The sequence below is a fragment of the Mesorhizobium sp. M1252 genome (assembly GCF_040318265.1).
Classification (GTDB): domain Bacteria; phylum Pseudomonadota; class Alphaproteobacteria; order Rhizobiales; family Rhizobiaceae; genus Mesorhizobium.
Genome location: NZ_JAMYLX010000002.1, coordinates 46156 through 66378, shown reverse-complemented (window position 1 = coordinate 66378; position 20223 = coordinate 46156). Strand labels below are relative to the sequence as shown.

Genomic DNA, 20223 nt, shown 5'->3' with positions numbered 1-20223 from the left:
TAGCGCCCCATGTACATCTGAGGGCGCCTTGCGCGCATGGCCACGGCAAGGCGCGCCGTGACCCTTACGCGGTCGGCAGCGAAAGTCGGCTGGCTTTTCGCTGCCTGCCGACATCGACTTCAACCTCCATCTCAACAACGCCCGCTACATGATGCTCGCCGACCTCGCGCATGACCCCGAAAACCGGAGTCGATTTTCGGAAAGGATCATGCGCCAAATCAAATGCTACTGCGTCCTTGGCGCGTCCGATAGGACGCTCGCCCGCTCCGTTCAACCGCGGCCGCCGACCGAGGCCGAGCGGGTTTGCATGACCTCCACCAAGGATTGCGCAGCCTGCCCAAGGCAGTTTGAGGCATCCATGACGACTTCGCCGCACGCAGCTTTTTGAGAGATCGGGCCGCGCGCCGGTGGACAATCGGATGACCGCGCGTTAGAAGGAAAAGGTATTTTTTCCTGTTTTGAGGAGAGCGAATTGCTCTCGCATGACCGAGTTTGGGCCGCCATCGACGCTCTCGCCGAGCGCTATTCGTTATCGGCCTCCGGCCTGGCCCGGCGAGCTGGTCTGGACTCCACCGCTTTCAACAAGTCGAAGCGGCTGTCCTCGGATGGGCGGCCGCGCTGGCCCTCGACCGAATCGCTGGCCAAGATCATCGAGGCGACAGGCGCTTCGCTCGACGAATTCACCGGGCTGGTCGAAGGCCGCGCCAAGACAGCTTCGGGCCCGTTAGCCTCGCAGCGTTCGGCGGTGCCGCTGCTCGGCTTCGCCCAGGCCGGCGCCGGCGGCTTCTTCGATGATGCCGGCTATCCCTCCGGCCAGGGCTGGGACCTTGTCGAGCTTCCGGCGCGGGCAACCGAAACCTCCTATGCGTTGAAGGTGCAGGGTGATTCCATGCTGCCGCTGTACCGCAATGGCGATGTGCTGATCGTCGAGCCGGGGGCCGCTACCCGCAAGGGCGACCGCGTCGTCGTCAAGACCAATGCCGGCGAAGTCATGGCCAAGGTGCTGGAGCGCCAGACGACGAAATCGATCGTGCTGATCTCGCTCAACCCCGACCACCCGGACCGCGACATCGCGATGCGCGATGTCGAATGGGTGGCGCGGATCGTCTGGGCAAGCCAGTAGGTCTCGCGGTGCGTCTGCTTCAAATCCTCATAGCCCTCCTGGCGATCCCGGTGATGGTCGCCATTGTCGTCGCCGGCGGTCGCGCGCTGCATCGCGACGGCCCCGCCATTACTGTCGGCCAGATCGACCCGGACACCGAGGCCGTGCCCGAGGAGCCGGCGACGTCGGCGATCCCCGAGGTCCAGCCCGTCAAGCCTCCGATGCACTCGCCTCAGGTGCATTCGAGGGCGATCGATCCCGAGGCCATCGCTCCGCCGCCGCTGCTGGTAGAAGAACTTGAACGGGTTGAGCCACGCGCGCCGCTGAGCGACCTGGCGCTGGCCGGACCGCCCAAGCCGCGTGGGCGCAGAGCGGTCGACGACTGGGGAGGAACAAAGCTGTTCCAGCCGGTCGCGGCCGCCGCCGGCCTGATCGAAGCCAATGGTTATTCCGTGACGGTCTCCGGCATCGACATCGTCAGGCAAGACGAGACCTGCACCGAGGACGGCAAGTCCTGGGCTTGCGGTATCAGGGCGCGCACGGCGTTCCGGTCTTTCCTGCGCGGCCGGGCCGTTGCCTGCAAGGTGCCGCCGGAGGCCGACCGTGCGCTGATCGCCGCCGAATGCCGCATCGGCAAGCTGGATGTCGGCCAGTGGCTGGTCGAAAACGGCTGGGCGCGCGCCACGGCAGGCGGCCCCTATGTCGAAGCGGGCGACAAGGCGCGCGCCGCCAAGAAGGGCGTCTTCGGCGCCGCGCCCGATCTTGGCGGCCTGCCACCGGCGCCAACGCCTGTTGCGGCACCGACGGCGTCGCAACCGATCCTCGATGCCCCGGCGATAGACACGCCGCCGGCCGGGACGGAAATTACGCCGCCAACTGACCAGCCAGCGCCCGCTCAATGAGCGCGCGGGTTTCGGCGATGCCGTAGAGGGCTGCGAACGAACCGAAGCGCGGTCCGCGTTCCTGGCCGATCAGCACCTGGTAGATCATCTGGAAGAAAGCGCCCGAGACACCAGGGCCGCCGTCCGGGCTCTTCTTCGAATGGTCCTGATAGCGTTCGATCTTGCGCGCCACGTTGAGCGAAGCGTTCTGGATCGCTTCGCCGTCGGCGCCGGCCGGCAGGCCAGCAAGCGCGTTGCCAAGCGCTTCCAGCGCCACGCGTTCGACATCGTCGGCCGGCCGGAAGGTCTTCGTCGGCTTCACGAAATCGTCGAAGTAGCGGATAGCGAAACCGACCAGCTGGTCGAGTTCGGGATGCGTCGCCGGCGTCACGCCAGATGCATGGCGCGAGATGAAGCCCCACAGCACATCCTTGTTTTGCGCGTTGGAGGCGCTGACCAGGTTGAGCAGCAGCGAGAACGGCACCGGCATGTCGATGGAAGGCGGCTTGCCGTCATGCATGTGCCAGACCGGATTGCCCAGCCGCTCCTTCCAGTCCTGGCGCGGATAGGCGTTGAGGAAGGTGTAGTACTCGTCGACGGCGCGTGGGATGACGTCGAAATAGAGCTTTTTCGCCTGCCTTGGCCGCTGATACATATAGAGGCCGAGGCTTTCGGTCGGCGCGTAGCGCAGCCATTCGTCGATGGTCAGCCCGTTGCCCTTCGACTTCGAGATCTTCTGGCCGTTCTCGTCCAGGAACAGTTCGTAGACGAAATGCTCGGGCGCGCGCCCGCCGAGAATGTTGCAGATGCGGTCGTAGATCACCGCATTCGTCTGGTGGTCCTTGCCGAACATTTCGAAATCGACACCGAGCGCTGCCCAGCGCATGCCGAAATCCGGCTTCCACTGCAGCTTGACCTTCCCGCCGGTCACCGAAAGCGTGGTCTCGGTGCCCTCATCGTCGAAGGTGATGGTGCCGGCCTTGGCGTCGACATGCTTCATCGGCACGTAGAGCACGCGCCCGCTCTTCGGCGAGATCGGCAGGAACGGGCTGTAGGTTGCCTGCCGCTCCGGCCCCAGCGTCGGCAGCATCACCGCCATGATCTGCTCGTAGCGCTCGGCGGCGCACACCAGCATCGCATCGAAGCGGCCGGCCTTGTAGTACTGCGTGGCGCTGGCGAATTCGTAGTCGAAGCCGAACGTGTCGAGGAAGCGGCACAGCATCGCGTTGTTGTGGTCGGCAAAGCTCGCATAGTCGCCGCCGAACGGATTGGGCACTGACGAAAGCGGCATATGAAGATAAGGCTCGAGGGCTGCGCGATCCGGCACATTGTCGGGGATCTTGCGCATGCCGTCCATGTCGTCGGAGAAGCAGAGCAGCTTGGTCTTGACCTTGTTCCCGGTCAGCACGTGAAAGGCATGGCGCACCATCGAGGTGCGCGCGACCTCGCCGAACGTGCCGATATGCGGCAGACCCGACGGACCGTAGCCGGTCTCGAACAGGACGGTCTCGGGAAAGTCGGCGCCTTTGTAGCGCTCGATGATCTTTTTGGCTTCCTCGAACGGCCAGGCCTTGCTTTCGGCGGCTGCCGCAAGCATTTCGGGGTTGAGATCGGCGATGTTTGATCCCGTCATGTCAAAGTTCCAGTCATGGCCGGCTTTCGCGGCTGGTAAGATTTTTCAACCGGGTCTCTAGGCGCGACAGGGCGGAGCGTCAACGATATCAGGCGTTTTCGTTGCGACGGCGCCGTGGCGTCCCTACTTTCGACCCTCACTATCAAGGAGTTTTGAATGCCGTTGCCGTCCACCCATGAAGCCCTGATCTACCTGATGGTCATCACCTCGGCTTCCGATCGCGACATGACCGATATCGAACTGGCGCGCATCGGCGACGTCGTCCGCAGCTGGCCGGTGTTCGAGGATTTCAAGCAGGACAGGCTGATCGCCATTGCGCAGGACTGCCAGAAGATGCTGCATGAAAAGGATGGATTGGAAGGCGTGCTCGAGCGTGTCGCGGAGACTTTGCCCGAGCGGTTGCGCGACACCGCTTATGCCGCCGCCTTCGAAGTTGCCGCCGTCGATCTCGAAATGCGCATGGAGGAATTGCGGGTGCTGCAGTTGATCCGGCGTGAGCTCGATGTCGACACGCTGACCGCCGCGGCCATCGCGCGCGGGGCGAAGGCCCGCCTGCGCACGCTGACCTGATCCAGTCCGTAGAGGAAGCTGACCGGGGCCGGATCAGAAAAAGCTGACCGGGAACCGGATCAGAAGAAGCTGACCGGGAACCGGATCAGAAGAAACTGACCGGGAAATAGCGGAGGTAGAATTCGGCGAAGGTGCCTTTCACCGATATCTCCTGCAGCGCGTAGTCCATGGCTGCGGCCAGCGCTGGGTCGCTGGCCCGGGTGGCAATGGTCATGCCGGAGCCCAGATATTCCGGCGCCAGGTAGGGTCCACCGGCGAAGCGGCAGCAACCGGCGGCGTCCGTGCCGCCCAGCCAGAAGGAAAAGCGCATGCCGTCGCCGAAGGCGGCATCGATCTTGGCGCTCTTCAAGTCGCTGTAGAGGTCTTCCGGCCGGTCGAAGCGGATGATCTGCACGGTGCCGAAATAATCGCGCAGCATCTTTTCATGCGCCGAGCCGGCCAGCACGCCGACCCGCTTCGAGCGCAATTTGTCGAGGATCGGCTCGGCGAAGGCCTTGGTCTTCGGCATGATGAAGCGCGCCGGAAACTGTAGATAGGAGCGCGAAAAGCTGTACTTCGCCCGCGTCTCCGGCGTTGCGGCGATGCCGGCGATGATCGCCTCGCCTTCGCCCTTCTGCAACGCGTCGTCGAGTTCGGCCCAGGGCAGCGCCTGGATCTGGCATTTGTCGGCGATGTCGAGTTCGGCGCAAATCGCCCGCGCCAGGTCGATGTGGAAGCCGGACAGTCGGCCCGTGCCGTCGAGAAAATTGAAGGGCGGGAAATCGGTTGTGGTGAGGAACCTGAGCCTCGGCAGCGCCGCAAGGTCCGGCTTCGGCAGCCGCTCCTTGGCATCCCAAAGCACCGGCACCTGCGGTTCCGCTGCCCGCACAGCGCCGGCAAACGGCTGCACTCCGATCAGCATCGACAGCAAGGCGATGGTTATCCAGCGTGATGTCACAAAAAACTCCGCCCGTCTTGGCCGTTGGCTTGTGATACGAAAACGGCGCAGGCACAATTGTTTTTGATTTCAAAGGGCAAATTTCGGGTTATGCTTTGGCGAGGTTGCAAATAGCCGCACAGAGTCGGCCCGGGGTTGGCGGTCGCTGGCGTTAGAAAAGCTAAGGATGTGGCTTTGCAATCCGGGGTTGATGGCTAAGTGCGGGGCAGGCACGTAGCATCGGTCTCAAGAGCGGTAGGCAACATGGGGTAGATGTTGCGATGGGTTATTTTGACCGGACACTTGAATATATTGACCGGGTGCAGCGTGCCGACTCGTCGGCTGCGGTGTGCGAGCAGCTACTTAGTGTCACCTCGAATTTCGGATTGACGGCCCTGATAGCCGCAACGGTGCCGCAGCCCGGTACACCAAGCAGCCAGACGAAGGACCATGTGCTGCTCTGCGATTGGCCTAGCGAATGGCTGGAGCGTTACTTATCGCGCAACTACGTCGACCACGATCCGGTCGTCAGCCATTTGAAGCAGTTTCGGGCGCCATTCCAATGGCGCGATGCCGTTCAAAGCATGCCCGCCGACAAGAGCAGCGCCGAGGTAATGCGCGACGCCCGCCAGTTCAAGCTGCGTGACGGCCTCGCCTTCCCGCTGATCACGCTCGAAGGCCAGATCGCGCTGGTCTCGCTGGGCGGTGAGGCGGTCGAACTGTCCGAAGCCGAATTCGCAATGGTCTCGCTGGCCTCCACCTATGCCATCGGCCGCGCCATGCAGCTTCAAACGACGGCCGGCAAATCTATCGATCACATTGAATTGACGCCGCGCGAGCGCGAATGCCTGCAATGGGCGGCGGTCGGAAAATCCGAGTGGGAGATTTCGCAGATCCTCGGCATCTCGGAGCATACCTCTGAGAAACACCTTCTCAACGCCAAGAGCAAACTAGGCGCCGCCAACCGTGTGCAGGCAGTCGCCGAAGCAGTCAGGCACGGCTATATCAGCTAGGCTGGTTCTGGCGGCCCGAAATTTATGGCCGCATTGTTGGCGTCATATCTTCAGAAAAGACCGGCCCCTGTCGTCCTCTTGAGACGGCTAATGCTTTCTTAACGCCAAAAGCAGACTCGGCGTCGCCAACAGGGTGCACGCCATCGCGGAGGCGTTTAGACGCAGCTATATTAGCCATGTCGGCTGTGGCAGCCTGGAAATCCTTGCCAACACCTTCGCGCAATTTTTTCGGGAAAGCCCGGCCGTATCTTCCTCTTAAGCCCAGGAGACGGCTAATGCTATTTTCCCTTACCACTCAACAACTGATGGAACGTCCCGACCTATGGGAGGCCGTCCATCGCCTGCGTTACAAGGTCTTCGTCGATGAGATGCGGTGGACCGATCTCGATCGCCCGGACGGCCTCGAAATCGATCAATTCGACCATGATGAGGCCGAACACCACCTTGTCATACGCAATGGCGAGCTTGCAGGCTATCATCGGATGCTGCCGACCACACGGCCGCATCTCCTTAGCGATGTGATGCCGGAACTCTGCGAGGGAAAGCGCCCTTCGGGACCGAATGTCTGGGAGCTAACCCGTTACGCGGTGGCGCCAGGCTTTCGCGATGGTAAGCGCGGCGTGTCTACGGTCGGCACCGAACTGATCGCCGGCTTCGTCGAATGGGGCCTTGCTCGCAATGTCGATCAGGTCATTATCGAGGTCGAGCCGGTGTGGGTGCTGCGGACGCTGCAGTTGCACTTCCTGGCGACGCCGCTCGGTTACCAGCGCACCTATGGCAACCAGCAGGTCGTCGCCACACTGCTGACCTTCAACGAGCATACGCTGGATGTCGTGCGTTCGCGCCGCAACCATCACGCCCCGGTGTTGGTCAGGGGCACCCCCCACATGCTCGGCATGCGGCAGGCGTCGTGAGACTGTCTTCACCCGACGCGCTTTAATGCATGTCGCTCAAAAGTGGCCCCGGGTTTGAGAGAACGACATGCATGAAACAAAGACCTAAAGCGCGTCGCGTGGATCCGTTCAAATGCGACGCGCTTTAGACAATGGCCACAGAGCCCACCTCCGTGTGGGGGTGGGCTCTGTAATTTCAGCCTCTGCCTATCGAGGCCAGTCTCTACTTCTCGAGAAACGACGGCCCTTCGCCGACGATCTTCTTATCTTCCTTGCCGATGGCGTCGAGATCGCGCCCATCATAGGGCAGTGACAACAGGATGCGCCGCATGACGGCCAGCCGCGAGCGTCGCTTGTCATTGGCCCGCACGATGATCCAGGGCGCGAACTGTTTGTGCGTGCGCTCGACCATCTGGTCGCGCGCCTTGGTGTAGTCGTCCCATTTGGTGATGCCGGCAATATCGATCGGCGAGAACTTCCAGTTCTTCAGCGGCGACCAGCGGCGGTCGTGAAACCGTTCGAGCTGGGTCTCGCGGCCGATGTTGAGCCAGAATTTGAAGAAATAGATGCCCTCATTGGAGATCATCCGCTCGAAATGCGGCGTCTCGTCGAGGAATTTTGCATGCTGTTCCGGTGTGCAGAAGCCCATCACCGGCTCGACGCCGCCGCGGTTGTACCAGGAACGGTCGAAGGTGACGAATTCGCCCGATGTCGGGAAATGGGCGACGTAGCGCTGGTAGTACCATTGCCCGACTTCGGTTGGGGTCGGCTTGATCAGCGCCACATTGCGCGCGGTTCGAGGATTGAGATACTGGCGCAGCACCGAGATGGTGCCGCCCTTGCCGGCGGCATCGCGCCCCTCGAACAGCGACATCACTCTGCTGCCGGTCGCCTGGAGCCAGGCCTGCGCCTTGACCAGTTCGATCTGCAGCCGCTCCAGCGTCTCGTCATACTCCTCGCTCTTCATTTTCTTGTCGTAGGGGTAGTCGCCTGCGGTCAGTTTGTGGTCCTCGATCCAGCTGGGAAGCTCAGGGTTTTCGATGTCGAACTCCCGCTCCTTGCCGTCCACCTTGATCTTCAGCGGCCCCTTTGCCGGCTCTGCGGCGGGACTTTCCTTGGCTTTTTTCATCGAGACGAACCTTTCCAGCTTGCGGACTCATGCTATGGGGGGCCTCAAACCCGGTCCAGCGGAAGTTTCGGAGGGACCGGCGCAGAAGCACGGAAAGCACGATGGCTGACACCGGCGCAGAGCGGACAACCACGGGGCAGGCCGTCGCCGGCCGGCTGTGGAACAGCCGATGGCTGCTGGCCGCCGGTGCGATCGCTATCCTGGCCGTTTATGGTTTTGCCGGTATCTCCGCCTATGTCGTCCTGGCTGCGTTGACGGTGCTGCTGGCTGCCGCGCTTCTGCCAACCGGTGGCGCCAGCCGGTCTGCTGAGAAGACCATTACCACGGTCGAGGCGAGCGGGCTGCAGCGGCTTTCCGGCGAATATCTTGCGGCTGCCGTTGCCGATCCGCTGATCATCTTCGACCGCACCGCCACCATCGTCCACGCCAATGCCGCCGCCTTTGCCGCCTTTGTCGGTATCGCGCCCGGCCTGTCGCTGTCGCTAAAATTCCGCGCGCCGGAAATGCAGGCCTTGCTGGACGGCGTGCTGTCGGGAACCGTCGCCTCCGATGCCGTCGACTACACCGAGAAGCTGCCGGTGGAACGCGCCTACCGGGTCAGCGCGTCCTCGGTCGGCCACGCCACCGATCTCTATGTGCTGGTATTCAAGGACCAGAGTGAGACGCGCCGCATCGACCGCATGCGCGCTGACTTCATAGCCAATGCCAGCCACGAGTTGCGCACCCCGCTTGCTTCGATCTCGGGCTTCATCGAGACGTTGCGCGGCCCGGCCCGCAACGATCCGGCGGCGCGCGAGCAGTTCCTGCAGATCATGCAGAACCAGACCGGCCGCATGGCGCGCCTCATCGACGATCTCCTGTCGCTGTCGAGGCTTGAAATGAAGCCTTACCTGAGGCCGGGAACCGAGGTCGATCTGCGCCAGACCATCGACAGCGTCATCGATTCACTGGGCCCGCTCGCCAGCGAGAACGGCGTCGTCATCGAACGCGACTACGCCGAGGGGCCGCTCGACGTGCCCGGAGACCGCGACGAGCTGTTCCAGGTGTTCGAGAACCTCTTGGAAAACGCCTGCAAATACGGCCAGCCTGGCGGACGCGTCACGGTGTCGATCGCGCGGGGCGAGGCCGGCCCGGAACCGGGCATCGATGTAACCATCAGGGACTATGGCCCGGGCATCCCGGAAGAGCACATACCGCGCATTACCGAGCGCTTCTATCGCGTCGACGTGGAGAGCAGCCGCACCCAGAAAGGCACCGGTCTTGGCCTGTCCATCGTCAAGCATATTCTGACGCGCCACAACGCCCGGCTTTCGATCAAGTCGGAGGTTGGCAAGGGCGCGGCGTTCACGGTCCATTTGCCGGCAGGCTGAGGCGGTACTATCTGCTAACTGCCTGTTTCTTCTTTCTGTCATCCGGCTAGCGTATCAGCACAGGGTCGAGGAAAACGACTCAAAAGGCCAAAGATTTAAGGAAGGCATTTCGCCCATGCAGTCCGTACACATTGTCAGCGCCTATGACGAAGAGCTGAAATACCTGGCGAAGCGCATCGCTGCGATGGGCGGCCATGCCGAGCGCATGGTCGAGCAGGCGATCCAGGCGCTGGTCAATGCCGATCCCGGCCTCGCCCAGAAGGTCATTCGTGACGACATCGTGCTTGACGATGGCCAGCGCGAAATCGACGACAAAGCCATCGTCATCATCGCCAAGCGCCAGCCCATGGCGACGGATCTGCGCGAGCTCGTCGGCGCCATCCGCATTTCGGCCGACCTCGAACGGGTCGGTGACCTCGCCAAGAACGTCGCCAAGCGTGTGGTCAGCGTCATTGACGGCCGCCAGCCGACCAGCCTGTTTCGCGGCCTCGAGGCGCTGGCCGAACTCGCTTTGACCCAGCTCAAGGAAGTGCTCGACGTCTATGCCTCGCGCTCGGTCGAGAAAATAGGCTTCGTTCGCGACCGCGACGACCAGATCGATGCCATGTACACCTCGCTGTTTCGCGAGCTTTTGACCTACATGATGGAAGATCCGCGCAACATCACGCCGTGCACGCATCTGCTGTTTTGCGCCAAGAACATCGAGCGCATCGGCGACCACGCCACCAACATTGCCGAGACGATCTACTACATCGTCACCGGCGAGCAGTTGCCGGCCGAGCGTCCAAAGGGCGACAAGACCGACAAGATTGCCCTTCCGGCGCTGCCGGTGAAGTGATCGCGCGCCCCTCGAACGCTTAATCATATTGCGCTAAACTACCCGGATGTTAGCGTCTCGGTTCCTGGCCAAGGCCAGGCGCTCAGGAGGCTGCGATGGAATATGTCCGAGAGTTCAAGCCGGCGCCGGCATCGTCCGGCATCATCGCGTCGAGCGTCTACACCGCCGGCAAGCGCATCGCCGACATTCCGATCGAGGAAGCCGGTGAATGGGCCAAGAAGTCGGGCCATGTCGTCTGGATCGGGCTGCTCGAACCCGACCGCGAGCTTCTGCTGCGCGTCAAGGCGCAATTCCATTTGCATGAGCTGGCGATTGAAGACGCCGAACATCCGCACCAGCGGCCGAAGATCGAGCAATATGGCGATGCGCTGTTCATCGTTGCCCGCACTGCACAGCTGATCGACGGACGCGTCACCTTCGGCGAGACGCATCTGTTCGTCGGCTCAGGCTATATCGTCAGCGTCAGGCATGGTCCCTCGACCTCATACGCCGCCGTGCGCCAGCACTGGGAAAGCTGTCCGCACTCACTGGCCAAGGGCGAGGATTTCGTCCTCTACGCCATTCTCGACTTCATCGTCGACAACTACATGCCGGTGCTCGAGCAGATCGAGGACGAGGTCGAGGCGATCGAGGACAGGGTGCTGCTGAAGCCGATGACCGGTCCCGACATCGAGCGGCTCTATATGCTGCGCCGCGATCTGTTGCGCCTGCGCAATGCGGCGCTGCCGCTGGTCGAGGTCTGCCGCCGGCTGACCAGCGCCGACCTGCCGCAGATCCATACCGCCATGCATCCGCTGTTTCGCGATGTCACCGATCATATCCGCACCGTGCAGGAAAAGATCGACAGCCTGCGCGAGGTTCTGGCCTTCGCTTTCGAAGCCAGCCTGCTGGTCGGCCAGAGCCAGGAAACCGCGAACACCAAGAAGCTGGCCTCATGGGCCGCGATCCTGGCGGTGCCGACGGCGCTCGCCGGCATTTACGGCATGAATTTCGACGACATGCCGGAGCTGAAGATGCAATACGGCTATCCCGTCGTATTGGTCTCGATCGCGCTGATCTGCTCGTTTTTGTATTGGCGATTTCGGAAGAGTGGGTGGCTGTGATGGTAGGCAGTAGGCAGTAGGCAGTAGGCAGTAGGCAGAATAAGGTAGCGCCTCACGAGCGCTACCCCATTCCCTACTGCCCAGTCCCCAATCCCTATTCCTAACTACCGGCTTCTGCGCCGCTCTGAAGCCGGCTGGAACGCCACCCTTGCGTGGTACTTGCAGTAAGGTCCGGTTTCGGCCGCCTCGTTGCCGCAGAAGTTGAAGTCTTCCGACAGCGGGTCGCCATTCGGCCATTTGCAGGTGCGCTCGGTGAGATCGGTGAGCTGCAGATGCCGCGAGATCGGCACGACGACGTTTTCGACCGGGCGGATGTAGTGGCGCGCCACTGGCTCGGCGTCGAACTGCGCCTGCAGCGCGTTCGCCCCGATCGACGTCGTGACATGGCGCTGCGTGGTTGCGGCGCGCGGCACCGATTTCTGGATCGAAGATCCCTGCGTTGTCTTCTTCTGACGCGCCGGCGTCGCGGTCGAGCGTCCGCGGCCCGACAGCTTCAGCCGGTGCACCTTGCCGATGACCGCGTTGCGGCTGACCCCGCCGAGTTGTGCGGCGATCTGGCTTGCGCTCAAGCCCTCCGACCACAGTTTCCTGAGAAGTTCGACCCGCTCGTCAGTCCAGTTCATGAGACCGCGCTCCTGCTAAGTGTGCGGCAGCCGGAATCCGTTCCCGACCCGGCAATCTTTGCCGGGGCAGACACCACATATATTAGGTGATTAGGTCCGCCGCACGAAATCTAGTTATTTCCCGACTACAATTACCTCATGTGTTGACTCGGTGACAAGAGTCCCAGGTGCAACACGAATCGGTTTTTTAGGTTTTCCCCAACTTGCCCGGTCGCTTATGAGCCGGCGTCTCGTCGGGAGCTGGCCACGCGCCTCTGCACGACGTTTTCGTTGACTTCATGGCCGAAAAACACGATAAGCCGCAAAGGCCGCCGCTTTGGCGGCTTTTTTGATTTTTCCGGTACCGGAGACGCATATAATGAGCGGTTCGGCGCTTTACGAGACCTTTGCCCGCGCCCCTTTGGCCTTCGATCATGGCGAAGGCACCTGGCTGGTTACCGACAAGGGCGAGCGATATCTCGATTTCGCTGGCGGCATCGCGGTCAATTCGTTGGGCCACAGCCATCCGCATCTGGTCTCGGCGCTGACCGAACAGGCGGCCAAGCTCTGGCACGTCTCCAATCTCTACGAGATCCCGGGGCAGACCCGGCTCGGCGAGCGGCTGGCTGACGCCACCTTCGCCGACAAGGTGTTCTTCACCAATTCCGGCGCCGAGGCGCTCGAATGCGCGATCAAGACGGCGCGGCGCTCCCAGTTCGTCAAGGGCCATCCCGAGCGCTTCCGGGTCGTCACCTTCGAAGGCGCCTTCCACGGCCGCACGCTGGCGACCATCGCCGCCGGCGGCCAGTACAAATATCTCGAAGGTTTTGGGCCCAAGGTCGAAGGCTTCGACCAGGTCGGCTTCGACGACATCGACGCCGCCGAGAAGGCGATCACACCAGAGACCGCCGCGATCCTGATCGAACCGGTGCAAGGCGAGGGCGGCATCCGCCCGGTGCCGACGCAATCCTTGAAACGGCTGCGGCAGCTCTGCGACCAGCACGGCCTGCTGCTGATCTTCGATGAGGTCCAGTGCGGTATCGGTCGCACCGGAAAGCTGTTCGCGCATGAATGGACCGGCGTGACGCCCGACATCATGGCGATTGCCAAGGGCATTGGCGGCGGCTTCCCGATGGGCGCGTGCCTCGCCACCGACGACGCTGTCGTCGGCATGACGGCAGGCGTGCATGGCACCACTTTCGGCGGCAATCCGCTGGCCATGGCGGTCGGCAACGCTGTGCTCGACGTCGTGCTGGAAGACGGCTTCCTCGAAGACGTCCAGCGCAAGGCATTGCTGATGAAGCAGGGCCTGGCGGCGGTCGCCGACGAATTTCCCGATGTCATCGAAGGCATCAGGGGCAGCGGCCTGATGCTTGGCCTGAAATGCGCCATGCCCAACACCAAGGTCAACATGGCGCTGCGCGACCAGCATCTGCTGGCGGTGCCGGCCGGCGACAACGTCATTCGTCTGCTGCCGCCGCTGACCGTCACCGACGCCGAGATCGGCGAAGCGCTCGATCGCATCCGCGCCGGCGCCAAGGGCCTGACCGACGCCATCGCCGCGGCCGCCGCGAAGTAATCCCGAGAACCATTCCCGATGAGCCTTCGCCATTTCACCGATCTTTCCGCCGTTTCCGAAGGCGATCTGCGCCTGATGCTGGACGATGCGGTGGTGCGCAAGGCGCGCCTCAAGGCCGGCGAACGGACCAAACCGCTCGAAGGCAAGGTGCTGGCCATGATCTTCGACAAGCCGTCGACGCGCACGCGCGTGTCCTTCGACGTCGGCATGCGACAGCTCGGCGGCGAGACCATCATGCTGACCGGCACCGAAATGCAGCTCGGCCGTTCCGAGACCATTGCCGACACCGCCAAGGTGCTGTCGCGCTATGTCGACGCCATCATGATCCGCACCACGTCGCATGAGCGGCTGCTCGAGCTGACCGAGAATGCCACGATTCCGGTCATCAACGGGCTGACCGACGACACCCATCCCTGTCAGCTGATGGCCGACATCATGACCTTCGAGGAGCATCGCGGTCCGGTTGCCGGCAAGACCATCGCCTGGACCGGCGACGGCAACAACGTGCTGCATTCGCTGCTCGAAGCTTCGGCGCGGTTCCGCTTCAACCTGAACGTCGCAGTGCCGGAAGGCAGCGAGCCGGCGCAAAAGCATATCGACTGGTCGAAGAGCAATGGCGGCAAGCTGCACTTCACCCGCTCGCCCGAGGAAGCCGTCGACCAAGCCGACTGCATCGTCACCGACTGCTGGGTGTCGATGGGCCAGGAACACCGCGCCCGCGGCCACAATGTCTTCTCGCCCTATCAGGTCAATGCGGCGCTGATGGCCAGGGCCAAGCCCGACGCCCTGTTCATGCACTGCCTGCCGGCGCATCGCGGCGAGGAAGTCACCGACGAGGTCATCGACGGTCCGCATTCGGTTGTCTTCGACGAAGCCGAGAACCGGCTCCACGCCCAGAAGGCGGTTTTGGCCTGGTGTCTGGGCGCTTGATCTCCAGGCGCTTGATCTCCAAGCGCTTGATCCGGGGCGGCGCGATGCCTATTTGCGCCCCATCACGCAAATCAAGCGCGTTTGGACGCATGCACCCCTCCGGGCCGCATGGCCGCGCCCTGGAGCTTTGTCATGTTGGAAACGCATCAAGTGACTGAACATCACCCCAAACTCGGCGAGTTCGGCTATGCCGGCGACGATCATGTCGTACCCTTCGAGGTCGGCCCGCTCGACGTGCGCGGCCGCACCGTGCAACTCGGGCCGATGCTCGACGCCATCCTCAACCGTCACGACTATCCCGAGCCGGTCGCCCGCCTGCTCGCGGAAGCCTGTGTGCTGACGGTGCTGCTCGGCACCTCGCTCAAATTCGAAGGCAAGTTCATCCTGCAGACCCGCACCGACGGCCCGGTCGACATGCTGGTCGCGGATTTCTCCACGCCTTCGGCATTGCGCGCCTATGCGCGTTTCGACGCCGACCGGCTGGAGGCCCTGGTGGCCGCAGGCCAGACCTCGCAGCAGACGCTGCTGGGCAGCGGCGTTTTGGCGCTGACCATCGACCAGGGCGCGCACACGCAGCGCTATCAGGGCATCGTCCAGCTCGACGGCGAGACGCTGGAGGACGCCGCGCGCACCTATTTCCGCCAGTCGGAGCAGATCCCGACCGACCTCAGGCTGTCGGTGGCCAAGCTTCTGACGCCAGGTCCCGGCGGCGCTCGTGAGCAGTGGCGCGCCGGCGGCATCCTGGCGCAGTTCCTGCCGCAGTCACCCGAGCGCATGCGCGTGCCCGACATTTCGGGCGGCGACGGCGATCCGCGTGACGTGACGCAGGAGCCGGCCGACAATTCGTGGCGCGAGCTGGTGGCGCTGCTCGGCACCATCGAGCCGACCGAGCTGATCGACCCGACCATCGGCGCCGAGCGGCTGCTCTACAGGCTGTTCCACGAACATGGCGTGCGCGTCTTCGGCGGCGTGCCGGTCGCCGACCAATGTTCCTGCTCAAGGGACAAGATACGCGGCATCCTCGAGGGGTTTTCCGCGCAGGAGATCAAGGACAGCACCGAAGATGGCGGCATCCACGTCGCCTGCGAGTTCTGCTCGAAGCAGTACGACTTCGACCCGGCGGAGTTTGCAACTCAGTAGCATCTCTTCCTTCTCCCCGTTCACGGGGAGAAGGTGCCCGAAGGGCGGATGAGGGCAGCGCGAACTTTGGTGAATGGCCGCGCATAGCCTAGGTCATGTGCGTGGAAGATAACCTCATGACTCTGGCGCTGCCCCTCATTGCCCTGCCGGGCATTTCTCCCCGTATAGTGACGGGGAGAAAACCCCTAATTCACCGTCCGTCGGGTCCCCGGCAGATCCAGCGAAAACGCGGGAATAGCGACGTCGAACGTCTCGCCCTTTTTGTTGCGCATGGTGTAGTGGCCGACCATGAAGCCGGAGGGCGTCGAGAGCGGGCAGCCTGACGTGTATTGATAGCTGTCGCCGGGATTGAGCTCAGGCTGGTCGCCGACCACGCCGGCGCCGCGCACTTCCTCGACCCGGCCGCTGCCGTCGGTGATGTGCCAGTAACGCGCCATAAGCTGCACGAAATCGTCCGACTGGTTGTCGATCGTCACCTGGTAGCCCCAGACATAACGGTTCTCCGCCGGGTCCGAGCGGTCCTCCAGGTAGAACGGTCTGACCTGCACTTCGATGTTGCGCGTGACGGCGCGGTACATGGGCTGCTCCGGTTGCGCAGCAGGGAACATTTGTCGCGCCATGCGGTTTGATACGCGCAGAGCGGCATGTCCTGCCAGCCTCAAAGCGCAGTGCCGACAAACAATGTCATTTAAGTGACACATGACAATGTTGGTGTGCGCAAACCTTGCCGGCGACTCAAGGCCCATCTGTCGACTGACAAAGCAGCCGCGAGCGGCCTTTCCGGAGTGACCAGATCTCGATGGAACCAGCTCTCACAGCCGCCTTCGCTTCCTCCGCTTTGCTTCTTTCCAATCTCGCCAGCATCCTGCTTGCTTCGTCGAAACTGCAAGCGCGTCGCCTTATCCCTCCGCCGTCCGGCGAGCAGCCACCGGTCTCGATCGTCGTGCCGTCGCGCGGCGTGGAGCCGTTCACACAAGAGACGCTGCAGCGAGCCTTCTCGCTCGACTGGCCGCGCTACGAACTGATCTTCTGCGTCGCTCACGCCGACGATCCCGTCGTCAAACTGATAAACAGGGCGATCGTCCTGTTTCCCAACGTGCCGGCCCGGCTGCTGATCGGCGACGACCGCGTCAGCAGCAACCCGAAGCTCAACAACTGCGTCAAGGGCTGGGAAGCGGCGCGCTATCATTGGGTTATTCTGGCGGATTCCAACGTGCTGATGCCAAGGGATTACGTCCAGCACCTGATGGCGGCCTGGCGGACCAATACCGGGCTTATCTGCTCGACGCCGATCGGCTCTCGGCCGGATGGCTTTTGGGCCGAGGTCGAATGCGCGTTCCTCAACACGCTGCAGGCGCGCTGGCAATATGCCGGCGAGGCGCTCGGTCTCGGCTTTGCCCAGGGCAAGAGCATGCTGTGGAACAAGCCGATGCTCGATACCAATGGCGGTATCCGCGCGCTGGCCGCCGAGATCGCCGAGGATGCTGCTGCAACCAAGCTGGTCAACGGACTGGGCCTGCACGTCAATCTCGTTGCCTCGCCTTTCGAGCAACCACTGGGGCAGCGCCGACTTGCCGACATCTGGTCGCGCCAGGCGCGCTGGGCGCGGTTGCGCCGCGTCACCTTCCCACTGTTTTTCGCACCCGAGATCCTGACCGGCGTCGCCGTGCCGTTGGCGTTGGCGCTGGTGGCGGCCGCAAGTGCCGGCATCAGCCTGCCGGCCACGGTGATGGCCGTGCTGACGGCGGCCTACATTCCCGAATGCGCGCTGGCCGCGGCCAAGGGCTGGCATCTGTCGCTGCGCATGGTCCCGGCGATGATGGTCCGCGACATGATGCTTCCCGCCATCTGGGCGCGCGGCTGGCTGAGCGGCGCCGTCGACTGGCGCGGCAACACCATGACCATCGGCACCAAGACGGCCGAACTGGAAGAGGTTTCGTCGGGAGCGTGACGCCTCGCGGCCTATCCGGCTGCCTTCAGCGCCTGCGCAACGTCCTCCAGCAGATCGTCCGTATCCTCAAGACCGACCGACAGCCTGAGCGTTCCCGGCCCGATGCCAAGCTCGGCGCGAGCTTCGTCGCTGAGGTTCTTGTGCGTGGTGGTCGCCGGATGGGTGATCAGGCTCTTGGCGTCGCCGAGATTGTTGGAGATCAGCACGATGTCGAGCGCGTTCTGCAAGGCGAAGGCCGCCTGCTTGCCGCCCTTGACGTCGAGGCAGATCAGCGTCGATCCGCCCGTCATCTGCTTCTTGACGATGTCGGCCTGCGGGTGGTCGGCGCGGCCGGGATAGATGACGCGGGCGATTTCCGGCCGTCCTGCCAGGAAATCCGCGATCTTGGCCGCGCTTTCCGTCTGCTGGCGCACCCGAACCGGCAGCGTCTCCAGGCCCTTGAGCAGCGTCCAGGCGTTGAACGGCGACAGGCTCGGGCCGGTGTGGCGGAAATAGTCGTGCAAATTCTCGTCGATCCATTTCTTGTCCGACAGGATGATGCCGCCGAGACAGCGTCCCTGGCCGTCAATGTGCTTGGTCGCGGAGTAGACGACGATATGGGCGCCGAGCTGCAAGGGCTTCTGCTGCAAGGGCGTGGCAAAGACATTGTCGACGATCAGCCTGGCGCCGATCGAGGTGGCGAGCGCCGCCACCGCTGCGATGTCGACCACTTCCAGCGTCGGATTGGTCGGGCTTTCCAAGAAGAACAGTTTCGTGTTCGGCCGCACCGCCTTTTCCCAGTTGGCGATGTCGGTGCCGTCGACCAGCGTTGCCTCGATGCCGTATTTCGGCGCCAGCGTCTCCACCACCCAGCGGCAGGAGCCGAACAGCGCGCGCGCCGCAACGATATGGTCGCCGGCCTTGGCGCTGCACAGGAGCGCTGCCGTCACCGCCGCCATGCCGGACGCCGTGGCGCGCGCATCTTCGGCACCCTCCAGCGCGCACATGCGCTTTTCGAACATGTCGACGGTAGGGTTGGCATAGCGCGAATAGATGAAGCCCGGCTCCTCGCCCTTGAAACGGGCCTCGGCAGCCTGCGCCGTCTCGTAGACATAGCCTTGGGTGAGGTACATCGCTTCGGACGTCTCGCCGAACTGGGAACGCAGCGTTCCCCCGTGCACGAGTGCGGTCTGAGGTTTCCAGTTACGCTTCTTGGTGCTCATCGCTTTTGTTCCAGACACAAAAAAACCGGCCGCGAAAGTCGCAACCGGTCCATATGGCCTTGCGGCCCGACGGTCCTTTAGCGACTTGTTTAACGTGGCTGCAAGCCGACCGGCCAAATCACCACGGGATAACGACCCTTTAGACCTCACCTGCGCTTGCGTCAATTGCCGGCTTCATTAAGAGGTTTGTACCAGGCAGGTTCCGCAATAATATCCAGCGGTTTTGCGGCAAGAACCTGCCACAAAGAGACCGACCTTGGAGCGGAGCCAGCCTTTTGCGGCAGACAGGCATTCTTCCCGATCAGGACATTTCCGTGCTGTTTCAGTCCGGCGCGCTGAAGTCGCCGCGCGCGCTCGATGTCGACCAGGTGCAGCCGGCGAGCCTCGATCTCAGGCTCGGCGACAAGGCTTTTCGCGTGCGCGCCTCCTTCCTGCCGGGTCCCGATCATCTGGTGGCCGACAAGCTTCACCGGCTGAAATTGCATGAGTTCAGTCTCGCCGAGGGCGCGGTGCTGGAAACCGGCTGCGTCTACATCGTGCCGCTGCTCGAAAGCCTGGCGCTGCCCGCAAACGTGTCGGCCTCGGCCAACCCGAAGAGCTCGACCGGCCGGCTCGACATCTTCACCCGGGTGATGACCGATCGCGGCCATGAGTTCGACAAGATCGCCCCCGGCTATCACGGGCCGCTTTATCTCGAAGTCAGTCCACGCACCTTCCCGATCGTCGTACGCGCCGGATCGCGACTGTCGCAGATCCGCTTTCGCACCGGCAACGCGCTGTTGTCGGAGGCAGAACTGAACGAATTGCACCGCGCCGAGATGCTGGTGGCGACCGAGCCGCCCAACATTTCCGGCGGCGGCATTGCGCTGTCGATCGATCTTGACGGCGACCAGAACGGCCTGGTCGGCTATCGCGGCAAGCATCACACCGGCTTGGTCGATGTCGACAAGCGCGCCGCCCAGGATGCCGTCGATTTCTGGGAGCCGCTCTATAAGAGCGGCGCCGGCGAACTGGTGCTCGACCCGGACGAGTTCTACATCCTGGTCAGCCGCGAAGCCGTGCACGTGCCGCCGCTCTACGCCGCCGAGATGACGCCCTTCGATCCGCTGGTTGGCGAATTCCGTGTTCACTATGCCGGCTTCTTCGATCCGGGCTTCGGCCATTCGGCCTCAGGCGGCACCGGCAGCCGGGCGGTGCTCGAAGTGCGCAGCCACGAAGTGCCGTTCATCCTCGACCACGGCCAGATCGTCGGCCGGCTGGTCTACGAACACATGCTGAAGCGGCCGCAGGCGCTTTACGGCACCGATCTCGGCTCGAATTACCAGGCGCAAGGCCTCAAGCTCTCCAAGCATTTCCGCCCCGCCGGCTGAA

General features: G+C 63.1%; 19 protein-coding genes, 1 pseudogene and 1 riboswitch. Of the genes and pseudogenes, 14 read left to right on the top strand and 6 right to left on the bottom strand.

Going from position 1 to position 20223, the window contains the following annotated elements; all coding sequences use genetic code 11:
* Window positions 1-36: 36 nt before the first annotated feature.
* The 3 genes and pseudogenes from NKH22_RS03910 to NKH22_RS03900 form a co-directional block, all read left to right on the top strand.
* A pseudogene (locus NKH22_RS03910) lies at window positions 37-166 on the top strand (thioesterase family protein); the annotation flags it as partial.
* Window positions 167-472: 306 nt separating this feature from the next.
* The gene (locus NKH22_RS03905; RefSeq protein WP_023692544.1) at window positions 473-1123 is read left to right on the top strand and encodes a S24 family peptidase; all 651 of its coding nucleotides are present in this window, start codon (window positions 473-475) and stop codon (window positions 1121-1123) included.
* An 8-nt stretch (window positions 1124-1131) separates the two neighbouring features.
* Window positions 1132-2004: a thermonuclease family protein gene (locus tag NKH22_RS03900; RefSeq protein ID WP_023692543.1), complete on the top strand. Its 873-nt coding sequence runs from the start codon at window positions 1132-1134 to the stop codon at window positions 2002-2004.
* Here NKH22_RS03900 and NKH22_RS03895 read toward each other — a convergent pair.
* Complete coding sequence (locus tag NKH22_RS03895) at window positions 1967-3616, bottom strand: lysine--tRNA ligase (RefSeq protein ID WP_023692542.1); 1650 nt, start codon at window positions 3614-3616, stop codon at window positions 1967-1969. The two genes, NKH22_RS03900 and NKH22_RS03895, sit on opposite strands and share 38 nt — an antisense overlap.
* A gap of 156 nt (window positions 3617-3772) precedes the next feature.
* Between NKH22_RS03895 and NKH22_RS03890 the strand changes: the two genes are divergently transcribed.
* Complete coding sequence (locus NKH22_RS03890) at window positions 3773-4186, top strand: tellurite resistance TerB family protein (protein ID WP_023692541.1); 414 nt, start codon at window positions 3773-3775, stop codon at window positions 4184-4186.
* Between the two features lie 85 nt (window positions 4187-4271).
* Here NKH22_RS03890 and NKH22_RS03885 read toward each other — a convergent pair whose 3' ends face one another.
* Window positions 4272-5087, bottom strand: a complete 816-nt coding sequence (locus NKH22_RS03885; RefSeq protein WP_050589145.1) for an ABC transporter substrate-binding protein — start codon at window positions 5085-5087, stop codon at window positions 4272-4274.
* A 296-nt stretch (window positions 5088-5383) separates the two neighbouring features.
* Here NKH22_RS03885 and NKH22_RS03880 point away from each other — a divergent pair, with 296 nt between their 5' ends.
* Together NKH22_RS03880 and NKH22_RS03875 are read left to right on the top strand one after the other, a co-directional pair.
* Window positions 5384-6115: a helix-turn-helix transcriptional regulator gene (locus tag NKH22_RS03880; RefSeq protein ID WP_023692539.1), complete on the top strand. Its 732-nt coding sequence runs from the start codon at window positions 5384-5386 to the stop codon at window positions 6113-6115.
* Between the two features lie 275 nt (window positions 6116-6390).
* Window positions 6391-7029, top strand: a complete 639-nt coding sequence (locus tag NKH22_RS03875) for an acyl-homoserine-lactone synthase (RefSeq protein WP_023692538.1) — start codon at window positions 6391-6393, stop codon at window positions 7027-7029.
* 202 nt (window positions 7030-7231) lie between these two features.
* On the opposite strand, the gene ppk2 is transcribed toward NKH22_RS03875, so the two are convergent.
* Entirely contained in the window at window positions 7232-8137 is a 906-nt protein-coding gene (gene ppk2 / locus NKH22_RS03870) for a polyphosphate kinase 2 (protein WP_023692537.1), read from the bottom strand.
* Window positions 8138-8238: 101 nt separating this feature from the next.
* Here ppk2 and NKH22_RS03865 point away from each other — a divergent pair, with 101 nt between their 5' ends.
* The 3 genes from NKH22_RS03865 to NKH22_RS03855 all read left to right on the top strand — a co-directional run bounded on the left by NKH22_RS03865 (window position 8239) and on the right by NKH22_RS03855 (window position 11448).
* Entirely contained in the window at window positions 8239-9507 is a 1269-nt protein-coding gene (locus NKH22_RS03865) for an ATP-binding protein (RefSeq protein ID WP_023692536.1), read from the top strand.
* A gap of 115 nt (window positions 9508-9622) precedes the next feature.
* Window positions 9623-10345, top strand: a complete 723-nt coding sequence (phoU, locus tag NKH22_RS03860; RefSeq protein WP_352909000.1) for a phosphate signaling complex protein PhoU — start codon at window positions 9623-9625, stop codon at window positions 10343-10345.
* 95 nt (window positions 10346-10440) lie between these two features.
* The gene (locus tag NKH22_RS03855; protein WP_023669626.1) at window positions 10441-11448 is read left to right on the top strand and encodes a magnesium and cobalt transport protein CorA; all 1008 of its coding nucleotides are present in this window, start codon (window positions 10441-10443) and stop codon (window positions 11446-11448) included.
* A gap of 104 nt (window positions 11449-11552) precedes the next feature.
* On the opposite strand, the gene NKH22_RS03850 is transcribed toward NKH22_RS03855, so the two are convergent.
* A complete protein-coding gene (locus NKH22_RS03850) occupies window positions 11553-12071 on the bottom strand; it encodes a GcrA family cell cycle regulator (RefSeq protein WP_023669627.1) in 519 nt (172 codons plus the stop codon).
* A 358-nt stretch (window positions 12072-12429) separates the two neighbouring features.
* Here NKH22_RS03850 and NKH22_RS03845 point away from each other — a divergent pair, with 358 nt between their 5' ends.
* The 3 genes from NKH22_RS03845 (at window position 12430) to NKH22_RS03835 (ending at window position 15699) form a co-directional block, all read left to right on the top strand.
* Window positions 12430-13629 carry an aspartate aminotransferase family protein gene (locus tag NKH22_RS03845; RefSeq protein ID WP_352908998.1) on the top strand — a complete coding sequence of 400 codons (1200 nt, stop codon included), beginning with the start codon at window positions 12430-12432 and terminating at the stop codon, window positions 13627-13629.
* An 18-nt stretch (window positions 13630-13647) separates the two neighbouring features.
* Window positions 13648-14559 (top strand): ornithine carbamoyltransferase, encoded by a 912-nt coding sequence (argF, locus tag NKH22_RS03840; RefSeq protein ID WP_023669629.1) that lies wholly within the window; start codon window positions 13648-13650, stop codon window positions 14557-14559.
* A 108-nt stretch (window positions 14560-14667) separates the two neighbouring features.
* Window positions 14668-15699 carry an Hsp33 family molecular chaperone gene (locus tag NKH22_RS03835; protein ID WP_031195623.1) on the top strand — a complete coding sequence of 344 codons (1032 nt, stop codon included), beginning with the start codon at window positions 14668-14670 and terminating at the stop codon, window positions 15697-15699.
* Between the two features lie 185 nt (window positions 15700-15884).
* Here the strand turns inward: NKH22_RS03835 and apaG are convergent, their stop codons facing one another.
* Window positions 15885-16277, bottom strand: a complete 393-nt coding sequence (apaG, locus tag NKH22_RS03830; RefSeq protein WP_023669631.1) for a Co2+/Mg2+ efflux facilitator ApaG/CorD — start codon at window positions 16275-16277, stop codon at window positions 15885-15887.
* 221 nt (window positions 16278-16498) lie between these two features.
* On the opposite strand from apaG, the gene NKH22_RS03825 reads away from it, so the two are divergent.
* Entirely contained in the window at window positions 16499-17650 is a 1152-nt protein-coding gene (locus NKH22_RS03825) for a ceramide glucosyltransferase (protein WP_023669632.1), read from the top strand.
* 11 nt (window positions 17651-17661) lie between these two features.
* Here NKH22_RS03825 and NKH22_RS03820 read toward each other — a convergent pair whose 3' ends face one another.
* Window positions 17662-18852, bottom strand: coding sequence for an O-succinylhomoserine sulfhydrylase (locus NKH22_RS03820; protein WP_023669633.1), 1191 nt, complete (start codon window positions 18850-18852; stop codon window positions 17662-17664).
* A 57-nt stretch (window positions 18853-18909) separates the two neighbouring features.
* A riboswitch (SAM riboswitch) is annotated at window positions 18910-18987 on the bottom strand.
* 140 nt (window positions 18988-19127) lie between these two features.
* Between NKH22_RS03820 and NKH22_RS03815 the strand changes: the two genes are divergently transcribed.
* Window positions 19128-20222 (top strand): 2'-deoxycytidine 5'-triphosphate deaminase, encoded by a 1095-nt coding sequence (locus tag NKH22_RS03815; protein WP_352908997.1) that lies wholly within the window; start codon window positions 19128-19130, stop codon window positions 20220-20222.
* The last annotated feature ends 1 nt before the right edge of the window (window position 20223 follow it).

Excerpts from the sequence above, each read along its gene's own strand:
- NKH22_RS03895 (WP_023692542.1), bottom strand. The coding sequence starts at position 3,616 with ATGACGGGATCAAACATCGCCGATCTCAACCCCGAAATGCTTGCGGCA.
- NKH22_RS03890 (WP_023692541.1), top strand. The coding sequence starts at position 3,773 with ATGCCGTTGCCGTCCACCCATGAAGCCCTGATCTACCTGATGGTCATC.
- NKH22_RS03885 (WP_050589145.1), bottom strand. The coding sequence starts at position 5,087 with ATGCTGATCGGAGTGCAGCCGTTTGCCGGCGCTGTGCGGGCAGCGGAA.
- NKH22_RS03880 (WP_023692539.1), top strand. The coding sequence starts at position 5,384 with ATGGGTTATTTTGACCGGACACTTGAATATATTGACCGGGTGCAGCGT.
- NKH22_RS03875 (WP_023692538.1), top strand. The coding sequence starts at position 6,391 with ATGCTATTTTCCCTTACCACTCAACAACTGATGGAACGTCCCGACCTA.
- ppk2 (WP_023692537.1), bottom strand. The coding sequence starts at position 8,137 with ATGAAAAAAGCCAAGGAAAGTCCCGCCGCAGAGCCGGCAAAGGGGCCG.
- NKH22_RS03865 (WP_023692536.1), top strand. The coding sequence starts at position 8,239 with ATGGCTGACACCGGCGCAGAGCGGACAACCACGGGGCAGGCCGTCGCC.
- phoU (WP_352909000.1), top strand. The coding sequence starts at position 9,623 with ATGCAGTCCGTACACATTGTCAGCGCCTATGACGAAGAGCTGAAATAC.
- NKH22_RS03855 (WP_023669626.1), top strand. The coding sequence starts at position 10,441 with ATGGAATATGTCCGAGAGTTCAAGCCGGCGCCGGCATCGTCCGGCATC.
- NKH22_RS03850 (WP_023669627.1), bottom strand. The coding sequence starts at position 12,071 with ATGAACTGGACTGACGAGCGGGTCGAACTTCTCAGGAAACTGTGGTCG.
- NKH22_RS03845 (WP_352908998.1), top strand. The coding sequence starts at position 12,430 with ATGAGCGGTTCGGCGCTTTACGAGACCTTTGCCCGCGCCCCTTTGGCC.
- argF (WP_023669629.1), top strand. The coding sequence starts at position 13,648 with ATGAGCCTTCGCCATTTCACCGATCTTTCCGCCGTTTCCGAAGGCGAT.
- NKH22_RS03835 (WP_031195623.1), top strand. The coding sequence starts at position 14,668 with ATGGCCGCGCCCTGGAGCTTTGTCATGTTGGAAACGCATCAAGTGACT.
- apaG (WP_023669631.1), bottom strand. The coding sequence starts at position 16,277 with ATGTACCGCGCCGTCACGCGCAACATCGAAGTGCAGGTCAGACCGTTC.
- NKH22_RS03825 (WP_023669632.1), top strand. The coding sequence starts at position 16,499 with ATGGAACCAGCTCTCACAGCCGCCTTCGCTTCCTCCGCTTTGCTTCTT.
- NKH22_RS03820 (WP_023669633.1), bottom strand. The coding sequence starts at position 18,852 with ATGAGCACCAAGAAGCGTAACTGGAAACCTCAGACCGCACTCGTGCAC.